Origin of the sequence: Mitsuokella apri (assembly GCF_047974105.1) — a bacterium.
In the GTDB taxonomy this organism is placed as follows: Bacteria; Bacillota; Negativicutes; order Selenomonadales; family Selenomonadaceae; genus Mitsuokella.
On sequence record NZ_JBHYRS010000010.1, the window covers coordinates 26,633 to 45,293 of the forward strand.

The following is an 18,661-nucleotide window of genomic DNA, read 5'->3' on the forward strand; positions in this document are numbered from 1 at the left end:
TCGCGTGCATGTGATAAAATAAGAAAGAGTATGGAAGAAAGGTGGAGAAACCATGAACATTACGATTGGCAGTGACCACGGTGCGGTGGCACTCAAAGATGAAGTCAAGATGGTTCTGAAGGAATATGAGGATATCAAGGTCACGGATGTCGGCACGTTTGGCACGGCCTCGGTCGATTATCCGGATATTGCGGAAAAAGTATGTGCTGACGTCACGAGCGGCAAGGCAGATTTCGGCATCGTGCTCTGCGGCACGGGCATTGGCATTTCGATTGCTGCGAACAAGGTCAAGGGCATCCGCTGCGCACTCTGCAACGATGTTTACTCGGCCAAGAAAGCGCGTCAGCACAACAATGCCAACGTACTGGCCATGGGCGGCCGCGTGCTCGGCTTCGGCCCGGCTGGCGAAATCGTCCGCGCTTTTGTCGAGAGCAAGTTTGAAGGCGGCCGCCATGAGCGCCGCGTCAACAAGATCATGGCCATTGAGCAGAAATAAGCCCTGCGTGCCTGATTGATTTTACGTGAGGAAATGGCTGCCCATCGTTTACAATCTGTATGGCTGCAGCTGCATAAAGGAGGAAAACCCATGAGCCTGATGGATACCCTGAAACAGTCCGATCCGGAAATCGCCAAAGAGATTGACCTGGAGCTCAACCGCCAGCGCACGAAGCTGGAACTCATCGCTTCGGAGAATATCGTCTCCAAGGCCGTGATGGAAGCACAGGGCAGCGTGCTGACGAATAAATATGCCGAGGGCTATCCTGGCAAACGCTACTACGGCGGCTGCGAGTACGTCGATGTCGTCGAGCAGGTGGCTATCGACCGCGCGAAAAAGCTTTTTGGTGCGGAATATGCCAATGTGCAGCCGCATTCCGGCGCACAGGCCAATATGGCCGTATTCTTTGCGCTTCTGACGCCAGGTGACACGGTCATGGGCATGAACCTCACGGATGGCGGCCATCTGACGCACGGCAGCCCGGTCAATATGAGCGGCAAATACTTCAACATTGTACCGTACGGCGTCGACAAAGAGACGGAACGCATCGATTACGACGCGCTCGAGAAAAAAGCCGAGGAATGCAAGCCGAAACTGATTGTCGCCGGTGCATCTGCCTATGCGCGCATCATCGACTTCCCGCGCCTCGCGGAAATCGCGCATAAAGTCGGGGCCTATCTCATGGTCGATATCGCCCATATCGCGGGCCTCGTCGCAGCCGGCCTGCATCCGAGCCCTGTGCCGTATGCCGATGTCGTGACGACGACGACGCACAAGACGCTGCGCGGCCCGCGCGGCGGCATGATCCTCTGCAGGGACGCAGAATTCGGCAAACAGTTCAATAAGGCCGTCTTCCCTGGCATTCAGGGCGGTCCTCTGATGCATGTCATCGCCGCGAAGGCCGTGGCTCTCGGCGAAGCTCTGCGTCCGGAGTTCAAGGAATACGCCAAGCAGATCATCAAAAATGCACAGGCTCTTGCCGAAACGCTGCAGGCTGACGGCTTCCGCATCGTCTCGGGCGGCACGGACACGCATTTGATGCTCGTCGACCTCACAAGCAAGGGCATCACGGGCAAAGAGGCCCAGACGGTCCTCGATGAAGTCAACATCACGTCGAACCGCAATACGATTCCGTTTGAGCCGCGTTCCCCGTTCGTCACGAGCGGCATCCGTCTCGGCAGCCCCGCACTCACGACGCGCGGCTTCAAGGAAGATGATATGCGCGAAGTCGGCAACATCATCGCACTCGTCCTCAATGACCCGACGAACGAGGAGAAAAAAGAGGAAGCACGCCGCCGCGTTGCAGCGCTCTGCGAGAAATATCCTCTCTATGAATAATGAAATGAAATAAAAATAAGCAAATTCATATGTATATGGCCCCGCTCGTGCGGGGCTGTATCATGTAGGCATTTATGTATCAGAAAGGAGTATCCCATGTCTGAAGAACTGAAGGTCCACGTCATTGATCATCCGCTGATTCAGCACAAGCTCACAATCATGCGCATGAAGGAGACGGGCACGAAGGATTTCCGCGAACTGCTCGAAGAAATTTCGATGCTCATGGCCTACGAAATCACGCGCGATTTCCCACTGCGGGAAGTCGAGATTGAGACGCCGATCTGCAAATGCAAGGAGAAGATGCTCGCCGGCAAGAAAGTCGGCGTCGTGCCGATTCTGCGCGCCGGACTCGGCATGCTCAACGGCGTCGTCAACATGATTCCGGCAGCCCGTGTCGGCCATGTCGGCATGTACCGCGATCCGAAGACCCTGAAGCCGGTTGAATATTACTGTAAGCTGCCGGGCGATGTCTCGGAGCGCACGCTGATTGTCGTCGACCCGATGCTCGCCACGGGCGGCAGCTCGTCGGCAGCCCTTTCCCTGCTCAAGGAAAAAGGCGCGAAACACATCATCCTCATGTGCCTTGTCGCAGCCCCAGAGGGCGTCCGCCTCATCAACAAAGAACATCCGGATGTACCGCTCTACGTCGCCGCCATCGATGAAAAGCTCAACGATAAGGGCTACATCGTACCGGGCCTTGGCGACGCAGGCGATAGAATCTTTGGTACCCTGTAATAAATTTTCTCCTTTTGGCTATGCCAAAAGGAGTTTAGTCCCAGTAGAAGGAGTAGTTTAATTTGAGTAACTTAGAAGTTGGTATTGTCGGTCTGCCGAATGTCGGCAAGAGCACGCTTTTCAATGCCATCACGAAGGCCGGCGCTGAAGCCGCCAATTTCCCGTTCTGCACGATTGAGCCGAATGTCGGCGTGGTCGCGGTGCCAGACCCGCGCCTCAAGGTCCTGCACGAACTCTACAATTCCAAGAAGACGACGCCGGCTTCCGTGCGTTTTGTCGATATTGCCGGTCTTGTCAAGGGCGCGTCGAAGGGCGAGGGCCTTGGCAATAAATTCCTCGAGCACATCCGCCAGGTCGATGCTGTCGCCCATGTCGTACGCTGCTTTGTCGACCCGAACATCACGCATGTCGAGGGCAGCATCGACCCGCTGCGCGACATCGACATCATTCAGACGGAGCTCTGCCTTGCCGACCTCGAGATTGTCGAGAAACGCATTATGAAGCTCGCGAAAATCGCGAAATCCGGCAACAAAGAGGCCAAAGTCGAGGATGAAGTCCTGCGCCGCATCAAGGCCGCTCTCGACGAGGGCAAGCCGGCCCGTCAGGTCGACCTCTCCGAAGATGACCTTGAGCTCATCAAGGAAATGAACCTTCTGACGCTGAAGCCGACCCTTTACGTCACGAACGTCGCCGAGGACGAAGTGGCCACGGCCTATGACGAAAATCCGTACGTGCAGCAGGTCAAGGAATACGCCGCCAAAGAGGGCGCCGAAGTCGTCGCCATCTCGGCCAAAGTCGAGTCGGAAATCGCCGAACTCGATGAGGAAGAGGCCAAGGCCTTCCTCGAAGACCTCGGTGAGACGGAAAGCGGCCTCGACCGTCTGATTAAGGCAGCGTTTGACCTGCTCGGCCTGCAGACGTTCCTGACGGCAGGTCCGGACGAATGCCGCGCCTGGACGATCGTCAAGGGCACGACGGCACCGAAGGCAGCCGGCAAAATCCATACGGACTTTGAACGCGGCTTCATTCGTGCCGAAATCGTCAACTACAACGACCTCATCGCGGCCGGCAGCGTCGCCGCCGCGCGTGAAAAAGGTCAGGTACGTGTCGAAGGCAAAGATTACGTCATGCAGGATGGGGATGTCGTCAACTTCCGCTTCAATGTTTGATGTTGATTTTCCGCTCTGCTGTGATATAATGAAATAAAAGAAAGGCTGTGCCGTAAACGGTCACAGCCCCAATACTAAGAAACTAATGAGATTAGCCGCCTAAGACTGGAAACCTGTGGGCGGCTTTTCTCATGCCTTTATTGCAACGATAATCGCCAATAACAAAACAAGAAACGTTAAGAAATCGTATCTGTTCATGGGCAACACCCCTTTCGGGGCTTATGAGTTGACCGCCTACGTTTATGCACAACCTACTGTTGCATTATATCATAGGATATGCCATCATGTATATAGTTCAGGCCGGCGGTCGTTGAAGACGTCGATGGTCTCGTGGATGTGCTGGCGAAGGCCGGGGCGCAGGCGGGCCGTGAGGATGGCCTCGCTTTCACCGGCTTCGGCGATGGCTTCGCCCCAGGGGTCGATGATGGCGGAATGTCCGGCGAGGTGGTTGCCCTTTTCGTCGGTGCCGGCCTCGTTGGCCGCGATGACGTAAAATTCATTCTCGATGGCGCGCGTGCGCGTGAGCAGCTGCCAGTGGTTCAGGCGGCTTGCGGGCCAGGCCGCGGGCAGGAAGAGCACGGAGATATCTTCAAGCGCGAGTTTGCGGCTGAGTTCGGGGAAACGGACGTCGTAGCAGACGGCAATACCGCAGAGAATGCCGTCAAGCCGGAACACCGCTGTGTGGTTGCCCGCGGCAAAATCCTTTTTCTCGCCGCTCGGGGAGAAAAGATGCGTCTTGTCGTAAGAGGCGATTTCACGGCCTGTGCGGTCAAAGACGTAGCAGGTGTTGTAGACCTTACTGCCGCGTTTATTGGCAACGGTGCCGCCGACGATGTTGACGTGATTTTTGCGGGCAAGCTCCGCGAGTACGCCGCGCGATTCGGCGCCGTCCTCATCGGCATAAAGCGCAATCGGGCGCGGATAGAAGCCGAGCCGCCAGAGCTCCGGCAGTACGAGCACATCGGGATCTTCGCGCATGGCCGTACTTACCATGCGGCGCAGCGTCTCAATATTGACATCAGGCCGGGCAAAAGCCACCGGCATCTGCAGAATTGAAATTTTCATGGGAGGGCCTCCAGATGGAAAAAAAGCATTACGAAGTCGGCGATATCGTGCGCATGAAAAAAGCGCATCCGTGTGGTTCAAGTGAATGGGAAATCCTGCGCACGGGCATGGATTTCCGCCTCAAATGCCTCGGTTGCGGCCATCTCGTCATGATGCCGCGCACGAAATTCGAAAAAATGGTGCGTGCCGTCACGCATAAGGGAGAACCTGAAAAACAGGCGTAATCCTATCGTATCCATTATAACATGGTGCTTGTCAGACTGCATAAAACATATTCTGTAAGATTGGCGTTCCATTAAAAATAGCAGACAGTGGTTTACAAATAGCAAAAGCCTGTGTTACAATCATTACTGTTCGATGGAGAACCAAAGGGAGTCAAGGATTCTGAGGAAACTTGGACACTCATGAGGTTCTTTTTTCTTTGGCTTCATCGAAAAGGATAATTTTTATTTTTTCGAAGGAGGAGTTTCTTATGAAAAAGACTCTCGTATCCGCACTGACGACGGCCCTCGTTGTCGGCGCTGCTTCCACGACGTTTGCTGCTGCAAACCCGTTCTCCGATGTACCGGCTGACCATTGGGCTTACGACGCTGTATCCCAGCTCGCAGCTGATGGCGTAATCGAAGGCTACGGCGACACGACGTTCCGCGGCAACCAGAACATCACGCGTTATGAGATGGCTCAGATGATCGCCAAGGCTATGGCTAAGAGCGATGTCTCCGCTGCTGATAAGGCCCTCATCGACAAACTCGCTGCTGAGTTCTCCGATGAACTGAACAATCTCGGTGTTCGCGTCAGCAACCTCGAGCGCAATGCTGACAAAGTAAAATGGACGGGCGAGGCTCGTTACACGTACACGAGCACGCGTGATGAAAAAGCTGATGGTTCGCAGGATAAAGACAATGCGGACAAGCTCCAGCTCCGTCTCTTCCCGACGGCTGAAATCAACAACAATTGGCATGTCAAGGCTCGTCTGACGGCTAAGACGGATCTTGCCAGCGACAAGGGTGACGATGGCAACGTCAAACTGACGTATGTCTATGCAGATGGCCAGTACAAGAACTTTGATGTTAAACTCGGTAAGATGCCGCTGTACTCCGTTGCCGATGATGGTCTCATTCTTGATGACTTCTTCTCCGGTGCTCAGGTCAACTTCGGTAAAGACCTCAAGACTACGCTCGAGGCAGGCCGCTGGGACCTCGCAGATGAGGCGAATAAACATATTGCCGATGCGGCTGCTACGGATAGCGCTGCAAATTATCAGGGCATCGAGCTCAACTATGCTCCGAGCAAGCTCCGTCTCGGTGCTGCTTATCGTCACTTCAATAGCGACGCTTTCACGCACGTTACGAACTACCGCAATGGCTCCACGTCCGATGATGCCAATATCTGGTCCGTCGGTGCTGGCTACAAGTTCGACCACAACTGGAACCTCTTCGGCGCTTTTGCCAAGAACGACGAAGCTGACAACTATGAGACGGCTCACAACATCCAGCTGTCCTACAAGGGCTCTGACATTGCTAACAAGGGCACTTGGGGCGCTTATGCTGCTTACCGTTACCTCGGCCAGAACGTTTCGCTCATGCCGACGTACGATACGGCTCATACGTCTCACCTCAACGAGAAGGGCTGGGAAGTCGGTGCTGACTACGTTCCGTTCCAGAACGTCTACACGGCTGTTGAGTACTTCGATGGCAAAGACCTCGCTACGGACCGCGATGCCAAGACTCTCTTTGGCCGCGTAAGCTTCTTCTTCTGATTCTATCAGCGGAAAACTGCAAAGCAAAATCAGGGAAACCGTTCCTTCGGGAACGGTTTCTTTTTTATCCAAAACTAATACAGAAAATTTACAACATAGAAACATATTAGCGTAAGTTTGTAAATTGACGAAATATGTGTTAAGATGGAAACCAGTTTGAACCGTGTCTTGAAGGAAAGAACTGAGGAAACATGGACACTCATGAACACCTTCTTCAGGACAGATTCAAAGAAATCATTTCTATTTATTGAAGGAGGAGTTCTTTATGAAAAAGACTCTTGTATCCGCACTGACGACGGCTCTTGTTGTTGGCGCTGCTTCCACGACGTTTGCTGCTGCAAATCCGTTCTCCGATGTACCGGCTGACCATTGGGCTTACGACGCTGTATCCCAGCTCGCAGCTGATGGCGTAATCGAAGGCTACGGCGACACGACGTTCCGCGGCAACCAGAACATCACGCGTTATGAGATGGCTCAGATGATCGCAAAGGCTATGGCTAAGAGCGATGTCTCCGCTGCTGATAAGGCTCTCATCGACAAACTCGCTGCTGAGTTCTCCGACGAACTGAACAACCTCGGTGTCCGCGTCAGCAATCTCGAGCGCAATGCCGACAACGTAAAATGGAACGGCCAGGCTCGTTACCGTTACTGGAGCCAGCGTTATGAGAACGAAAAGGGTTCCAAGGATAAGAAGAACACGGATCAGATGAATTTCCGTCTCGAGCCGTCCGCTCAGGTCAACGACAATTGGCACGTAAAAGCTCGTATCGATGCTTTCACGAATCCGAGCAAGGATGAGTCTGCCAATGTTGTCATGAAGCGTGTATGGGCACAGGGTGATTATAAGAATTTCCAGGTTAAACTCGGTAAGATGCCGTTCTTCTCTACTGAAACGGCTGGCATGCTTCTCGATGACCAGTTCTCCGGTGCACAGGTAACGTTTGGCAATCAGCTCAAAGCTACGCTTGAAGCTGGCCGTTGGAATCTTGACAGCGCTAACAAACAGTCTGCACTGCACACGGCTGTTGCTGATTATGACGACGATGCTGCCAACTATCAGGGCATCATGCTGAATGGCACGGCTGGCAAGCTTTATGGCGGTGCTGCTTACCGTCATTTCAACAGCAATGTTTTCACGCATGTTGATGGCTTTAAGAAAGATGCTGATGATGCAAATATCTGGTCTCTTGGCGCTGGCTATAAGTTCGATAAGAACTGGAATCTCTTTGGTGCTTATGCTAAGAACGAAAAAGCAGATAACGATGCTACGGCTCATAACATCCAGCTCAACTATAAGGGTGCACAGAAAGTCAACAAGGGCACTTGGGGTGCTTATGCTGCTTATCGTTACATGGGACAGAATGTTGCCTTTGCCCCGACGTATGAGACCTTCCTCAATGCTGGTGTCAACAACGTCAAAGGCTGGGAGATTGGTACGGAATACGTTCCGTTTGCAAATGTCACGGCAGCAGCTTCCTACTTTAACGGCAAGAAGCTTGACACGGACCGCGATGCAGAGCTCCTCTTTGGCCGCGTAAACTTCTGGTTCTGATCAGAAGCCTACAATATAATAGGACGTTAGAACAAAAATCCCGCTTCTCTTTAGAGAGGCGGGATTTTTTATGTCTGCAAACACCATTTTCAGTGATATTCTCATTTAGTTGAGCGAGTAAACTATTTTAAGCAAAACATAATAGACTTCTAACAGTTATATAATTGCAATTGACTGAGTCAAGTAATATAATGAACTTGTTCAAAGGAACAGAGGAAGAGACAGAGGCAACACGGAAACTCGACATCCTCCCAAGGTTCCGCCGAGAACAAATACTTTACTTGCAGCCTTCTATATTATATAGAAGGAAAGAATGGAGGAGTTTATCATGAAAAAGACTCTTGTATCCGCATTGACGACGGCCCTTGTTGTTGGCGCCGCTTCCACGACTTTTGCCGCCACGAACCCGTTCTCCGATGTACCGGCCGATCATTGGGCCTATGATGCCGTATCTCAGCTCGCTGCTGATGGCGTCATCGAAGGTTACGGCGATTCGACGTTCAAGGGCAACCAGAACATCACGCGTTACGAAATGGCACAGATGGTCGCTAAGGCCATGGCCAAGACGGACGTTTCTTCTGCCGATAAAGCCCTGATTGACAAACTCGCGGCCGAGTTCTCCGATGAGCTCAATACCCTCGGTGTCCGCGTCAGCAATCTTGAGCGCAATGCCGACAAGGTAAAATGGAACGGCGAGGCCCGTTACACCTACACGAGCACGCGCGATAAATCCAAAGAGGACAGCAAGAGCAACGACGATGAGCTTCTGCTGCGTCTCGAGCCTTCGGCTGAAGTCAACAGCAACTGGCACGTCAACGCCCGTCTCGATGCTTCCACGGACCTTGCCAAGGACAGCTCCGATGAAAATGGCGATCATGGCGATTCGCAGGATACCAAGGTAACGCTGCAGCGCCTCTACGCGGATGGTCAGTACGGCACGACGAACATCAAGCTCGGCAAACTGCCGACGCAGATTGACAGCAACCTGCTGTTCGATGATGAGATTTCCGGTGCCGCCGTCACGACGGGCAAGGACCTCAAGCTCACGGTGCAGGCTGGCCGCTTCGACCTCAATGGCGACACGAACAACGATTCTATTAACAAAGCTGCAGCTCAGAAAGACGATACGGCCAATATGCAGAGCGTCGGTCTGCAGTATGGCAAAGACAAACTGAGTGTCGGTGCTGCTTACCATCATCTGAACAGCGATACCTTCACGAAGATGGGCACGAGCTACAAATCCTCGCAGGATGAGGACAACGCCGATATCTGGAGTGCAAATCTCCATTATGCGTTCGACAAGAACGTCGCCCTCGGCGGTGCTTATGCCGAGAACACGAAGGCCGACGATTACAAGAAAGCAGGTACGGTCGAGCTCGACTACAAGGGTGCTGAGGCTGCCAACAAAGGCACCTGGGGCGCTTATGCCGCTTACCGTTATCTCGGTCAGAATGTCGCCTTTGACCCGTCCTACGATGGTGCCTGGGCCGGCACGAAAGGCTGGGAAGTCGGCACGAACTACACGCTCTTCAAGAATACGGTAGCCAGCGTCAAATACTTCAACGGCGATAAACTCGATACGGGCAAAGATGCCGAGAAGCTCTTCGGCCGTGTCGAATTCCTCTTCTAATTCTCTCTTCGCAAAAAACAGAACCCTTCTCTCAAAAAAGAGTCTTCCGCATGGAGGACTCTTTTTTTTTGATGTTGATATCTTGTTAAATTTAGGGCTAAAACTACAAGATTTTGTTAAGCTTATGTATATTTTTTGCCAGACTGTTGCCAAAAACAGAGATGATATGTTAAACTAAACTTAATCGAAGCAATAAGAAAAAATAGGCATAAGAAGGAAACAAGGAAACTTTTATGCCTTTTTCTGTCCGGCTTCGAGAAATACATTCCTATTTTTTCGAAGGAGGAGTTTCTTATGAAAAAGACTCTCGTATCCGCACTGACGACGGCTCTCGTTGTTGGCGCTGCCAGCACGACGTTTGCTGCTGCAAACCCGTTCTCCGATGTACCGGCTGACCATTGGGCTTACGATGCTGTATCCCAGCTCGCAGCTGATGGCGTAATCGAAGGCTACGGCGACACGACGTTCCGTGGCAACCAGAACATCACGCGTTATGAGATGGCTCAGATGATTGCAAAAGCAATGGCTAAGAGCGATGTCTCCGCTGCTGATAAGGCCCTCATCGACAAACTCGCTGCTGAGTTCTCCGATGAACTCAACAACCTTGGTGTTCGCGTCAGCAACCTCGAGCGCAACGCTGACATGGTAAAATGGAACGGGCAGGCACGTTATCGTTACTGGAGCCAGCGTTATGAAAATGAAAAGGGTTCTAAGGACAAGAAAAACAAGGATCAATTGACGTTCCGTCTGGAGCCTACGGCAGAAGTCAACAATCACTGGGCTGTCAAATCCCGTATCGATGCTTCGACTGATCCGAGTGAAGATGGTTCGGCAGACCTTACAGTAAAACGTGTATGGGCTCAGGGTGACTATAACAACTTTCAGGTCAAACTCGGCAAACTGCCGCTGGCTTCGACTGAAACGGCAGGCATGCTCTTTGATGATCAGTTCTCCGGCGCACAGGTAACGTTCGGCAATAAGCTTAAGGCTACGGTTGAAGCAGGCCGTTGGGATCTGAAGAATTCTAACGCACAGTCTGCTCTCAATGCAGCAGCTAAAGCAACGGATGATACTTCCAACTATCAGGGTATCATGCTGAATGGTACGGCTGGCAAGCTTTATGGCGGTGCTGCATATCGTCATTTCAGCAGCGAAGCATTCAAAGCCATCAACAATTCTTCGTCGGATAAGGCAAAGATGTGGTCTGTTGGTGCAGGCTATAAGTTCGACCGCAACTGGAACCTTTCCGGTGCTTATGCTAAGAACACGGAAGCAGATACGGATGCTACGGCTCACAACATCCAGCTCAATTATAAGGGCGCACAGAAAGTCAACAAGGGCACTTGGGGCGCTTATGCAGCATACCGTTACATGGGCCAGAATGTTGCCTTTGCTCCGCTCTATGAGCTGTTCCTCACGGATTCCGGCATGAACAATGTCAAAGGTTGGGAAGCTGGCGTAGAGTATACTCCGTTTACGAACGTCATGTCGAGCTTCAAGTACTTCAACGGCAAGAAACTCGATACGGACCGCGACGCAGAAGGTCTCTTCGGCCAGGTCAACTTCTATTTCTAATAACGATAAACAATGTAAGACAGTGTGGGGAGGGATTTTCCCTTCCCTTCACTGTCTTTTCTTATACTAAAGGCAGAATATTCATTACAATATAAAAAGTTGAAATAAACGCAAGAATACGTAGATTTCATAATGATATCAGCAAAATATAGGAGGATTTAGGGTTAAACAATTTGATACAATAATAATCAGATAAAACATCACAGCGCGCTTATCATTCCATTGAATCATTTATCACCTTAGGAGAATCATAGGGGGATTTGCAGATGAAGAATCAAAAAAAAGCTCTTGTATTGGGTATCACAGCAGCTATGCTGATGCCAACATATTTTGGGAATACCGCTGAAGCAGCCGCTGCAGAGCCAGATGTCGCAGCTATGCAGGCAGAAATCAATGATTTGACGGCCCGTTTAACGGATCTGGAAAACAGTCTTGCAGCTGCGAAGGAGAAACAGGAAGCAGCTAAGAGCGCCAAGAAGGCAAAGAAAGAAAGTCCTGAGTTAAAATGGTCGGGATCTATTAAAACCGGTTATATGTACGATGAAACGAAGACCGGTAAAGTAAAGGGCGAGGCAAAAATCTTGGCTACCACTACGGTAGACAAAACGTATGATATTGGCGTTGGCATCAAGATGAAATCGACTTCGTCGGAGCCGAACAACGGCAAATATTCTTCTGAGAAAAACAAGATTAAACTGGAGCAGGCTTACGTTGGACGCTCGTTCGGTCCTGTTTATCTCCGGGCCGGCGTACAGAATGTCTCACTTGGCGAAGGCTTATGGCTTTCGAAAGCCAGCGTCAATCAGTTCACGGCCAATTACAAGATGACGCCGCATGATTCACTTTTTGCAGGTTATGGCCGTGATTCTCAGGATTATCTGGTTAATGATACGAATGATGCCAAACCGCCAACGCGTACCCGCTTACTGAAATTTGCACAGTATCAGCATGATTTCTCTAAAGACGCTTATGCAGGCCTTTACTTTGGTACGCAGCAGCCGGAACGCTACTTCGGTATCTATGGTTCGACACCAATTGTTGGTAAACTAGGATTCTCAGCTGAGTATGTTCATAATAATAATAAACATAAACCATCTTCGGACGCTAGCATTGATAAAAAACATACTAGCGGAGATGCTGGCTACGGATATGACTATACTGGTGCCAACAAGAGCACAGATGGTTACGTCCTTAGTTTGAATTATGGCAAAGCTAAGAAACAGGGGACTTGGGGCATTACAGCACAGTATCTGAATGTAGACCAGAACCTCTTCATGGATGACAGCTATACGGATTGGGATGACTATATTACCGCAGATGGCTTCAAGGGCTATGGCTTGATTCTCGATTATGCAACGAGCGATCACTCCAAGCTGTCACTGCTTCGCTACTGGGCACATACAAATCCGGATGGCAGCAACGTGGATTCTAAGGGACATGCTTTGGAAGAATCCCCGCATTATTCCACGTATCTGAAGTTCGTAACTAAGTTTTAATTAGTTTAGCAACCAAATCTATGAGGGAGGAATTTTGCAGGATGAATTATTCGAGACTTAATAAAAAAATTGCAGGCCTTACGATAGCAGCGATGCTGTCGACTGCTGCAGCATTTGCGGCGGAGCCGGCTCCGGGAATTCAGATTCTTAAGTATGATCGTCCTGAGGCAGTTTCTGAGATGCCAGAAAATTTCCGTACAGCTCAGAGCCCTTATCTTGCGGACCGGGTGGCCAAAGCGGGTTACACGCCATCGCGTGAAGGCCTGGATAATCTTCGTCAGTCAGGTAGCAGCTTCTTTTCCAAGAATGAATTCAAAGAACTGCTGAAACATGTACCGGCCAAAGACCTAGTGGTCATTGACTTGCGCAATGAGTCGCATGGTTATATCAATAATACCGGCATCAGCTGGTATTCGAAGTATAAGACGTTCAATAAAGGTCAGAGCGTGAAAGAAATTGACCGCCGTGAGAAGGGCATGCTCGAGACAGCCCTGATGAACAAGCAGGTTCCGATTGCCAAGCTCGATAAGACGAAATCCATCGCATCGCAGACGGATGTTGATGTAAAGTCGGTCGAAACGGAAGAACAGTTTGTGAAGTCGATGGGCGTCAAGTATTACCGCGTACCGGTCATGGATTATTCCGCACCGACCCCGCAGAATGTCGATGATTTCCTGGCTATCTACAAAAAGCTGCCAAAGAATGCATGGGTCCATGTACATTGTGAAGCTGGCGTTGGCCGCACGACAATTTTCCTTTCCCTCATGGATATGATCAAGAATGCTGATAAAGTTTCGTACGATGATATCATGACGCGTGAGGTGCTCCTCGGCGGACAGGATGTACGCAAATCTGCTGAAACGACCAAGGATGCTTATAAAAAGGCTAATTATCCGAAACGCGCATTGTTTACACGTCATTTCTATGAATATGTCAAAGCAAATCCACAGCTTAAGAAAACTTACACGCAGTGGACGAAAGAAAATGGATATGAATTCTGAGCCAATATGCCAAGGGTTCGTACTAGAGAATTAGGAAATGAAGGAGTGAAGATTTCATGATCAGTTTTAAGAAGAAAACCCTGCTTTCCGTAGCTGTAGCTGTCATGCTCGGCAGTGCCCAGTTACCGGGTACTTCATGGGCTGCTCAGGCACCGGCTGCTGTTATGCAGGAAGTTTCGGCTGAGGCTCAGGCACCTGCTGTTGTAAAGAATCCGCCAAAACTTGCTCTGAAGATTGACCGCAAAGACGTCAGCCAGCTGCCGCGCAATTTCCGCATGGGCAGTGATAAGTATATTGGCGTTACGAAGACGGGGGTCATGCCTACGAGAAAGGGCATGGACACGATGAATGTCTCGGCTTCGAGCTGCTTCTCGGAAAAAGAGCTGGAAGCCATTTTGAAGAAAGTTCCGGTCAAGCCATCTCAGTTCTATGATATCGATTTACGTGGTGAGTCCCACGGCTATCTCAATGGCACGGCTGTCAGCTGGTTCGCAAATCATGACTGGGGCAATGATGGCCGTACGGAAGACATCATCATCCCGCTTGAGAAAGAGCAGCTGGCATCGCTGAAGAATAAGACCGTTCAGTCGACGTATCAGTTCGATGATAAGAAGAATGTACTGCTTTCTCCGATTTATGTAAGTTACAATAAGGTTCGTACGGAAGAAGAGATGGTCAAAGACCATGGTGCAAACTATTTCCGTCTTACCCTGCAGGATCATTTCCGTCCGGACGACCCGGATGTCGATAAATTCCTGAACTTCTACAAATCCCTGCCAAAAGACGCATGGCTCCATTATCACTGCTATGCCGGCATGGGCCGCACGACCATCTTCATGGTTATGCACGATATCCTCAAGAATGCTAAAGATGTCAGCTTCGATGATATCATCCAGCGTCAGAAACTCATCGGCATCGTAGACCTCAGTGAGATTCCGGATAAGAAAAAGAATTATGGCCGTAAAGCTTACATCGAACGTTATCAGTTCGTACAGCATTTCTATGATTATGTAAAAGAAAATCCGGACCTTAAAGTTCCGTACAGTGTATGGGCAAAGAAGAATAAGGTCAATTCCTGGGAACCGGATTACAACGGCTATATCTGGCGTATCGACACGAAGGACCGCAATCAGCTGCCGCGCAATTTCCGCACGATGAATTCCGCATTTAAAACGGATGTAAATGTAAAGAAAGCAGGCAAGGGCTTTACGATGACTCCGTCGCGCAAGGGCCTGGATACGCTTTACATGTCCGGCAGTGCTGAGTTCTCGAACGGTGAGTTCCAGGCTATGCTCCCGGTTCTCAAGCAGCAGGCCAAAGGACCTATCTACATCATGGATCTTCGCCAGGAGACGCACGGCCTCTTCAATGGCAATGCTGTCAGCTGGTACGGTGAGCGTGACTGGGGCAACCTTGGCAAGAACAAGGCTGAGGTACTCAAAGATGAAAACAGCCGCCTGAATGCAGCGAAGGGCCAGAACCTTATCATGGCAGAGCTCGATAAGAATAAGATGCCAATCGATCCGAAGCCAACCAAGATCGAATCGGTCATGAGCGAGAAACAGCTCGTTGAGCAGAATGGCCTGCATTATTATCGCATCGCCGCTACGGACCATATCTGGCCATCGGCTGCTAACATTGATGAGTTCATTAACTTCACGCGTACACTGCCAGAAAATGCATGGCTGCATTTCCACTGCCAGGCTGGCGCAGGCCGCACGACTGCTTATATGGCAATGTATGACATGATGAAGAATCCGGATGTGTCGCTTGGTGATATCCTTTCCCGTCAGTATCTGCTCGGCGGCAACTATGTTGCTTACGAAATTGCAAAACCGAAACCAGATCAGTGGAAGGCAGATTATTACCACCAGAAAGCGCATATGGTAGAGAAATTCTATCAGTATGTACAGGCAAATCATGCGAACAACTACAAGACGAGCTGGAGTCAGTGGTTGGCAGCGCATCAGGATATTTAAAGAATTAAATCAATCTACCATTTAAATCCTAAGTTAATTCTCATTTTAGCAAATAGGCCATTTTGGCCTTTTTGCTGTGTCAAAAGGAGGCAGTCATTATGGCAGTATGGGATAAGAAAATTGACCGCAGGAATTTCCTTAAGACCGCAGCAGGTGCGGCCGCTGTATTTGCAGCGGCTTCGGTTCTTCCGAAAAACGGTTTTGCTGCACCAAGGGATATCCAGACCACAGCCGCTAAATTTTCTGAAGTACAGAAAATGACGCCGACCGAAATGGCAAAACGCTCTCCGCTGCGTGAATACGGCTACGCCTGGTTGATGGATAAGGCGAATAACCTTCAGGACGCGAATGTAAAGAAGGTTGTCTTGGAGGGCCTGAAAGCTCCGAAGCCATTGATTCTCAAGAAGTACCCCGATAAAGCCAGTCAGGAAGCATGCCGTAAAGCTTTGTTGGCCGCTGGTTACATTAAAGAAGACAATACGATAGACCAGATTTTCCCAGAAGTGAAAACAAAATTGAATTTCTGGGATGCAGCGGGCGCTGGCTGGGGCGGACATCATGCCTATCCCTGCGGCTTAATTACGCATGTAGCAACAGATCTGCAGACAGGATTGAGCCTTATTGAAAACTATGAGAAGTTTTTTGGTTATTCTATGAACCGTGAACTGCTCACGGAAGCTGTGCTTTTGCATGATTTGACAAAACCGTGGATCCTGCAGTGGACGCCGGATCATAAGTGCCTGCCGGAAATCAAGATCGCAGGCACGGGCTGCCATCATATTCAGCAGGTTGCAGACTGCATGTATCGCGGCTTGAAGCCGGAAGTGGTCGTAGCTGTTGCTGTATCTCATGATCATGCTGGCTGGCCAAGTGAAGAGAAAAAGCCGGTCGGTTATATCAAGGCAGCTGCCATCATTGCCGGCAAAGATCCAATCAAGGAAGGTTATCTTGCCAAAGATGGAGAGACTCTGCCATTGCCAAGACGTCCGGAATCGTTCCTCGTTCACCTCGGCGACCATGATTTTGTCCTGACTTCGGGCATTTCTTCCTGGACACAGGAGTACCTGAAGAAGGTTGCGAAGTCTGATTATGGTCTGAGCGATGCAGATCTGGACAGCAGCAAGTTCTATAATCTGCGCAATTACGTATACTCGCAGGCTTCCGATATGCACCTTTACCAGATTTTGGTTGATCAGGGATATGACGCATTCCGTCAGACTGTCCTGGATATTGTTGTCCCTGGTTAATTGAAATAACCCCTCTTTCCCTAAAGAGCTGATAGCCCCGCTGTCATGAATTCCCCTCATGGCAGCGGGGCAATTTTTATATTACAAATAGTTTTCAGACACATCTAATTTGACATTTATGATTTTCGTATGCTATAATAAGCATGCTTAAAGGAAAATCAAAGGAAGAGACTGAGGAAACATGGACACTCATGAGGAATCCTCTGATGGAACTTGGGCACAACGTTCAATTCTATATTTTTTGAAGGAGGAGTTCTTTATGAAAAAGACTCTCGTATCCGCACTGACGACGGCTCTCGTTGTTGGCGCTGCTTCCACGACGTTTGCTGCTGCAAACCCGTTCTCCGATGTACCGGCTGATCATTGGGCTTACGACGCTGTATCCCAGCTCGCAGCTGATGGCGTAATCGAAGGTTATGGCGACACGACGTTCCGTGGCAACCAGAACATCACGCGTTATGAGATGGCTCAGATGATCGCAAAAGCTATGGCTAAGAGCGATGTCTCCGCTGCTGATAAGGCCCTCATCGACAAACTCGCTGCTGAGTTCTCCGATGAACTGAACAACCTCGGTGTTCGCGTAAGCAACCTCGAGCGCAACGCTGACAAAGTTAAATGGAACGGCAAGGCTGAGTACACGTACTGGAGCCATCGTGACACGGATGCCAGCACGAAGAAGAATGATGATCAGCTCCTGCTCCGTCTCGAGCCGAGCGCTGAAGTCAACAACCACTGGCATGTAAACGCACGTCTCGATGCTTCGACGGATCTTGAAAAAGACAGCAGTGATCCGTATGAGCCGACTCATGGTGATGGCGTTCAGGATACGAACGTACAGCTCAAACGTGTTTATGCACAGGGCAACTACGATAACTTCCAGGTTAAACTTGGTAAGTTCGCTCAGATTGATAGCGACAGCATCTTCGATACGGCTTTCTCCGGTGCTGAAGTTTCCTTTGGCAACAAGGTAACGTTCACGGCAGGTGCTGGCCGCCAGAACATGGATGAGAACAGCGACTTCAAGCAGACTTTCAAGCTTCCGAAAGAGACGACGGCTAACTATCAGTATGCAGGTCTTGGCTATGGCGATGGTAAGTTCGTCGGCGGTGTTGACTACCATCATCTGAATGCTGACGACTTCAACTATACTGTTAACAAGGGTGCAAAGGCTAATGTCGAAGACAATGCCAACATCTGGCTCGTAAAAGCTGCTTATCAGTTTGATAAGACGAATGGCTTGAATGGTTTCTATGCCAACAACACGTCTGCTGATGACTTTGATAACGCTTGGAGCGCTCAGTACAGCTACAAAGGCGCACAGGCCGAGAACAAGGGCACTTGGGGTGCTTGGGCTGCTTATCGTCACCTCGGCAACAACACGGCTCTGTTCTCCACGTTCGATGCAATTCTCGCTGGCCAGAAGGGCTGGGAAATTGGTACGAACTATGCTCCGTTCAAGAACGTTGTTGCTACGCTCCGTTATGGCAACGGCAAGGATCTCCTTACGGACGACAAGATCGAGAACCTCTTCGGTCGTATCGAGATGTTCTTCTAATCTCACGATTAGCAGATCCTACGAATCCACAAAAGACCTCCGCTTCGGCGGAGGCCTTTTTTTA

Annotated in this window: 15 protein-coding genes; 14 read left to right on the forward strand and 1 reads right to left on the reverse strand. The window is 50.3% G+C overall.

Annotation, left to right across the window (positions count from 1 at the left end; all coding sequences use genetic code 11):
• The first annotated feature begins 52 nt into the window (after positions 1–52).
• The 4 genes from rpiB to ychF all read left to right on the forward strand — a co-directional run bounded on the left by rpiB (position 53) and on the right by ychF (position 3,738).
• The gene (gene rpiB / locus ACE419_RS10840) at positions 53–496 is read left to right on the forward strand and encodes a ribose 5-phosphate isomerase B (RefSeq protein ID WP_432646404.1); all 444 of its coding nucleotides are present in this window, start codon (positions 53–55) and stop codon (positions 494–496) included.
• Between the two features lie 90 nt (positions 497–586).
• Positions 587–1,834: a serine hydroxymethyltransferase gene (glyA, locus tag ACE419_RS10845; RefSeq protein WP_435722012.1), complete on the forward strand. Its 1,248-nt coding sequence runs from the start codon at positions 587–589 to the stop codon at positions 1,832–1,834.
• 96 nt (positions 1,835–1,930) lie between these two features.
• Positions 1,931–2,569, forward strand: coding sequence for a uracil phosphoribosyltransferase (upp, locus tag ACE419_RS10850; protein WP_432646406.1), 639 nt, complete (start codon positions 1,931–1,933; stop codon positions 2,567–2,569).
• Between the two features lie 62 nt (positions 2,570–2,631).
• Positions 2,632–3,738: a redox-regulated ATPase YchF gene (gene ychF / locus ACE419_RS10855; RefSeq protein ID WP_295632698.1), complete on the forward strand. Its 1,107-nt coding sequence runs from the start codon at positions 2,632–2,634 to the stop codon at positions 3,736–3,738.
• Between the two features lie 282 nt (positions 3,739–4,020).
• Here ychF and ACE419_RS10860 read toward each other — a convergent pair whose 3' ends face one another.
• Positions 4,021–4,803, reverse strand: a complete 783-nt coding sequence (locus ACE419_RS10860; RefSeq protein WP_435722013.1) for a carbon-nitrogen family hydrolase — start codon at positions 4,801–4,803, stop codon at positions 4,021–4,023.
• Between the two features lie 14 nt (positions 4,804–4,817).
• Here ACE419_RS10860 and ACE419_RS10865 point away from each other — a divergent pair, with 14 nt between their 5' ends.
• From ACE419_RS10865 to ACE419_RS10910, 10 genes are all read left to right on the forward strand, one after another.
• Positions 4,818–5,027 (forward strand): DUF951 domain-containing protein, encoded by a 210-nt coding sequence (locus ACE419_RS10865; RefSeq protein ID WP_295715150.1) that lies wholly within the window; start codon positions 4,818–4,820, stop codon positions 5,025–5,027.
• Between the two features lie 248 nt (positions 5,028–5,275).
• On the forward strand, positions 5,276–6,562 hold the full coding sequence (locus ACE419_RS10870; RefSeq protein WP_435722014.1) for an S-layer homology domain-containing protein: 1,287 nt from the start codon (positions 5,276–5,278) through the stop codon (positions 6,560–6,562).
• Positions 6,563–6,827: 265 nt separating this feature from the next.
• Entirely contained in the window at positions 6,828–8,114 is a 1,287-nt protein-coding gene (locus ACE419_RS10875) for an S-layer homology domain-containing protein (RefSeq protein WP_295715155.1), read from the forward strand.
• 328 nt (positions 8,115–8,442) lie between these two features.
• Positions 8,443–9,744, forward strand: a complete 1,302-nt coding sequence (locus tag ACE419_RS10880) for a putative porin (RefSeq protein WP_295715156.1) — start codon at positions 8,443–8,445, stop codon at positions 9,742–9,744.
• 294 nt (positions 9,745–10,038) lie between these two features.
• The gene (locus ACE419_RS10885; RefSeq protein WP_435722015.1) at positions 10,039–11,319 is read left to right on the forward strand and encodes an S-layer homology domain-containing protein; all 1,281 of its coding nucleotides are present in this window, start codon (positions 10,039–10,041) and stop codon (positions 11,317–11,319) included.
• 266 nt (positions 11,320–11,585) lie between these two features.
• Entirely contained in the window at positions 11,586–12,815 is a 1,230-nt protein-coding gene (locus tag ACE419_RS10890; protein WP_435722016.1) for a hypothetical protein, read from the forward strand.
• A 41-nt stretch (positions 12,816–12,856) separates the two neighbouring features.
• Positions 12,857–13,816, forward strand: a complete 960-nt coding sequence (locus ACE419_RS10895) for a phosphatase domain-containing putative toxin (protein WP_435722017.1) — start codon at positions 12,857–12,859, stop codon at positions 13,814–13,816.
• A 56-nt stretch (positions 13,817–13,872) separates the two neighbouring features.
• Positions 13,873–15,795 carry a phosphatase domain-containing putative toxin gene (locus ACE419_RS10900; RefSeq protein WP_295715163.1) on the forward strand — a complete coding sequence of 641 codons (1,923 nt, stop codon included), beginning with the start codon at positions 13,873–13,875 and terminating at the stop codon, positions 15,793–15,795.
• Between the two features lie 98 nt (positions 15,796–15,893).
• Positions 15,894–17,042 (forward strand): twin-arginine translocation signal domain-containing protein, encoded by a 1,149-nt coding sequence (locus ACE419_RS10905; protein ID WP_295715165.1) that lies wholly within the window; start codon positions 15,894–15,896, stop codon positions 17,040–17,042.
• Between the two features lie 259 nt (positions 17,043–17,301).
• Positions 17,302–18,597, forward strand: a complete 1,296-nt coding sequence (locus tag ACE419_RS10910) for an S-layer homology domain-containing protein (protein ID WP_435722018.1) — start codon at positions 17,302–17,304, stop codon at positions 18,595–18,597.
• The last annotated feature ends 64 nt before the right edge of the window (positions 18,598–18,661 follow it).

What these genes read in the sequence shown, in the direction of transcription:
- ACE419_RS10910 (WP_435722018.1), top strand. Translation starts at nt 17,302, where the DNA reads ATGAAAAAGACTCTCGTATCCGCACTGACGACGGCTCTCGTTGTTGGC.
- ACE419_RS10900 (WP_295715163.1), top strand. Translation starts at nt 13,873, where the DNA reads ATGATCAGTTTTAAGAAGAAAACCCTGCTTTCCGTAGCTGTAGCTGTC.
- ACE419_RS10875 (WP_295715155.1), top strand. Translation starts at nt 6,828, where the DNA reads ATGAAAAAGACTCTTGTATCCGCACTGACGACGGCTCTTGTTGTTGGC.
- ACE419_RS10870 (WP_435722014.1), top strand. Translation starts at nt 5,276, where the DNA reads ATGAAAAAGACTCTCGTATCCGCACTGACGACGGCCCTCGTTGTCGGC.
- ACE419_RS10860 (WP_435722013.1), bottom strand. Translation starts at nt 4,803, where the DNA reads ATGAAAATTTCAATTCTGCAGATGCCGGTGGCTTTTGCCCGGCCTGAT.
- ACE419_RS10880 (WP_295715156.1), top strand. Translation starts at nt 8,443, where the DNA reads ATGAAAAAGACTCTTGTATCCGCATTGACGACGGCCCTTGTTGTTGGC.
- ACE419_RS10865 (WP_295715150.1), top strand. Translation starts at nt 4,818, where the DNA reads ATGGAAAAAAAGCATTACGAAGTCGGCGATATCGTGCGCATGAAAAAA.
- ACE419_RS10890 (WP_435722016.1), top strand. Translation starts at nt 11,586, where the DNA reads ATGAAGAATCAAAAAAAAGCTCTTGTATTGGGTATCACAGCAGCTATG.
- ACE419_RS10885 (WP_435722015.1), top strand. Translation starts at nt 10,039, where the DNA reads ATGAAAAAGACTCTCGTATCCGCACTGACGACGGCTCTCGTTGTTGGC.
- ACE419_RS10905 (WP_295715165.1), top strand. Translation starts at nt 15,894, where the DNA reads ATGGCAGTATGGGATAAGAAAATTGACCGCAGGAATTTCCTTAAGACC.
- upp (WP_432646406.1), top strand. Translation starts at nt 1,931, where the DNA reads ATGTCTGAAGAACTGAAGGTCCACGTCATTGATCATCCGCTGATTCAG.
- ACE419_RS10895 (WP_435722017.1), top strand. Translation starts at nt 12,857, where the DNA reads ATGAATTATTCGAGACTTAATAAAAAAATTGCAGGCCTTACGATAGCA.
- glyA (WP_435722012.1), top strand. Translation starts at nt 587, where the DNA reads ATGAGCCTGATGGATACCCTGAAACAGTCCGATCCGGAAATCGCCAAA.
- rpiB (WP_432646404.1), top strand. Translation starts at nt 53, where the DNA reads ATGAACATTACGATTGGCAGTGACCACGGTGCGGTGGCACTCAAAGAT.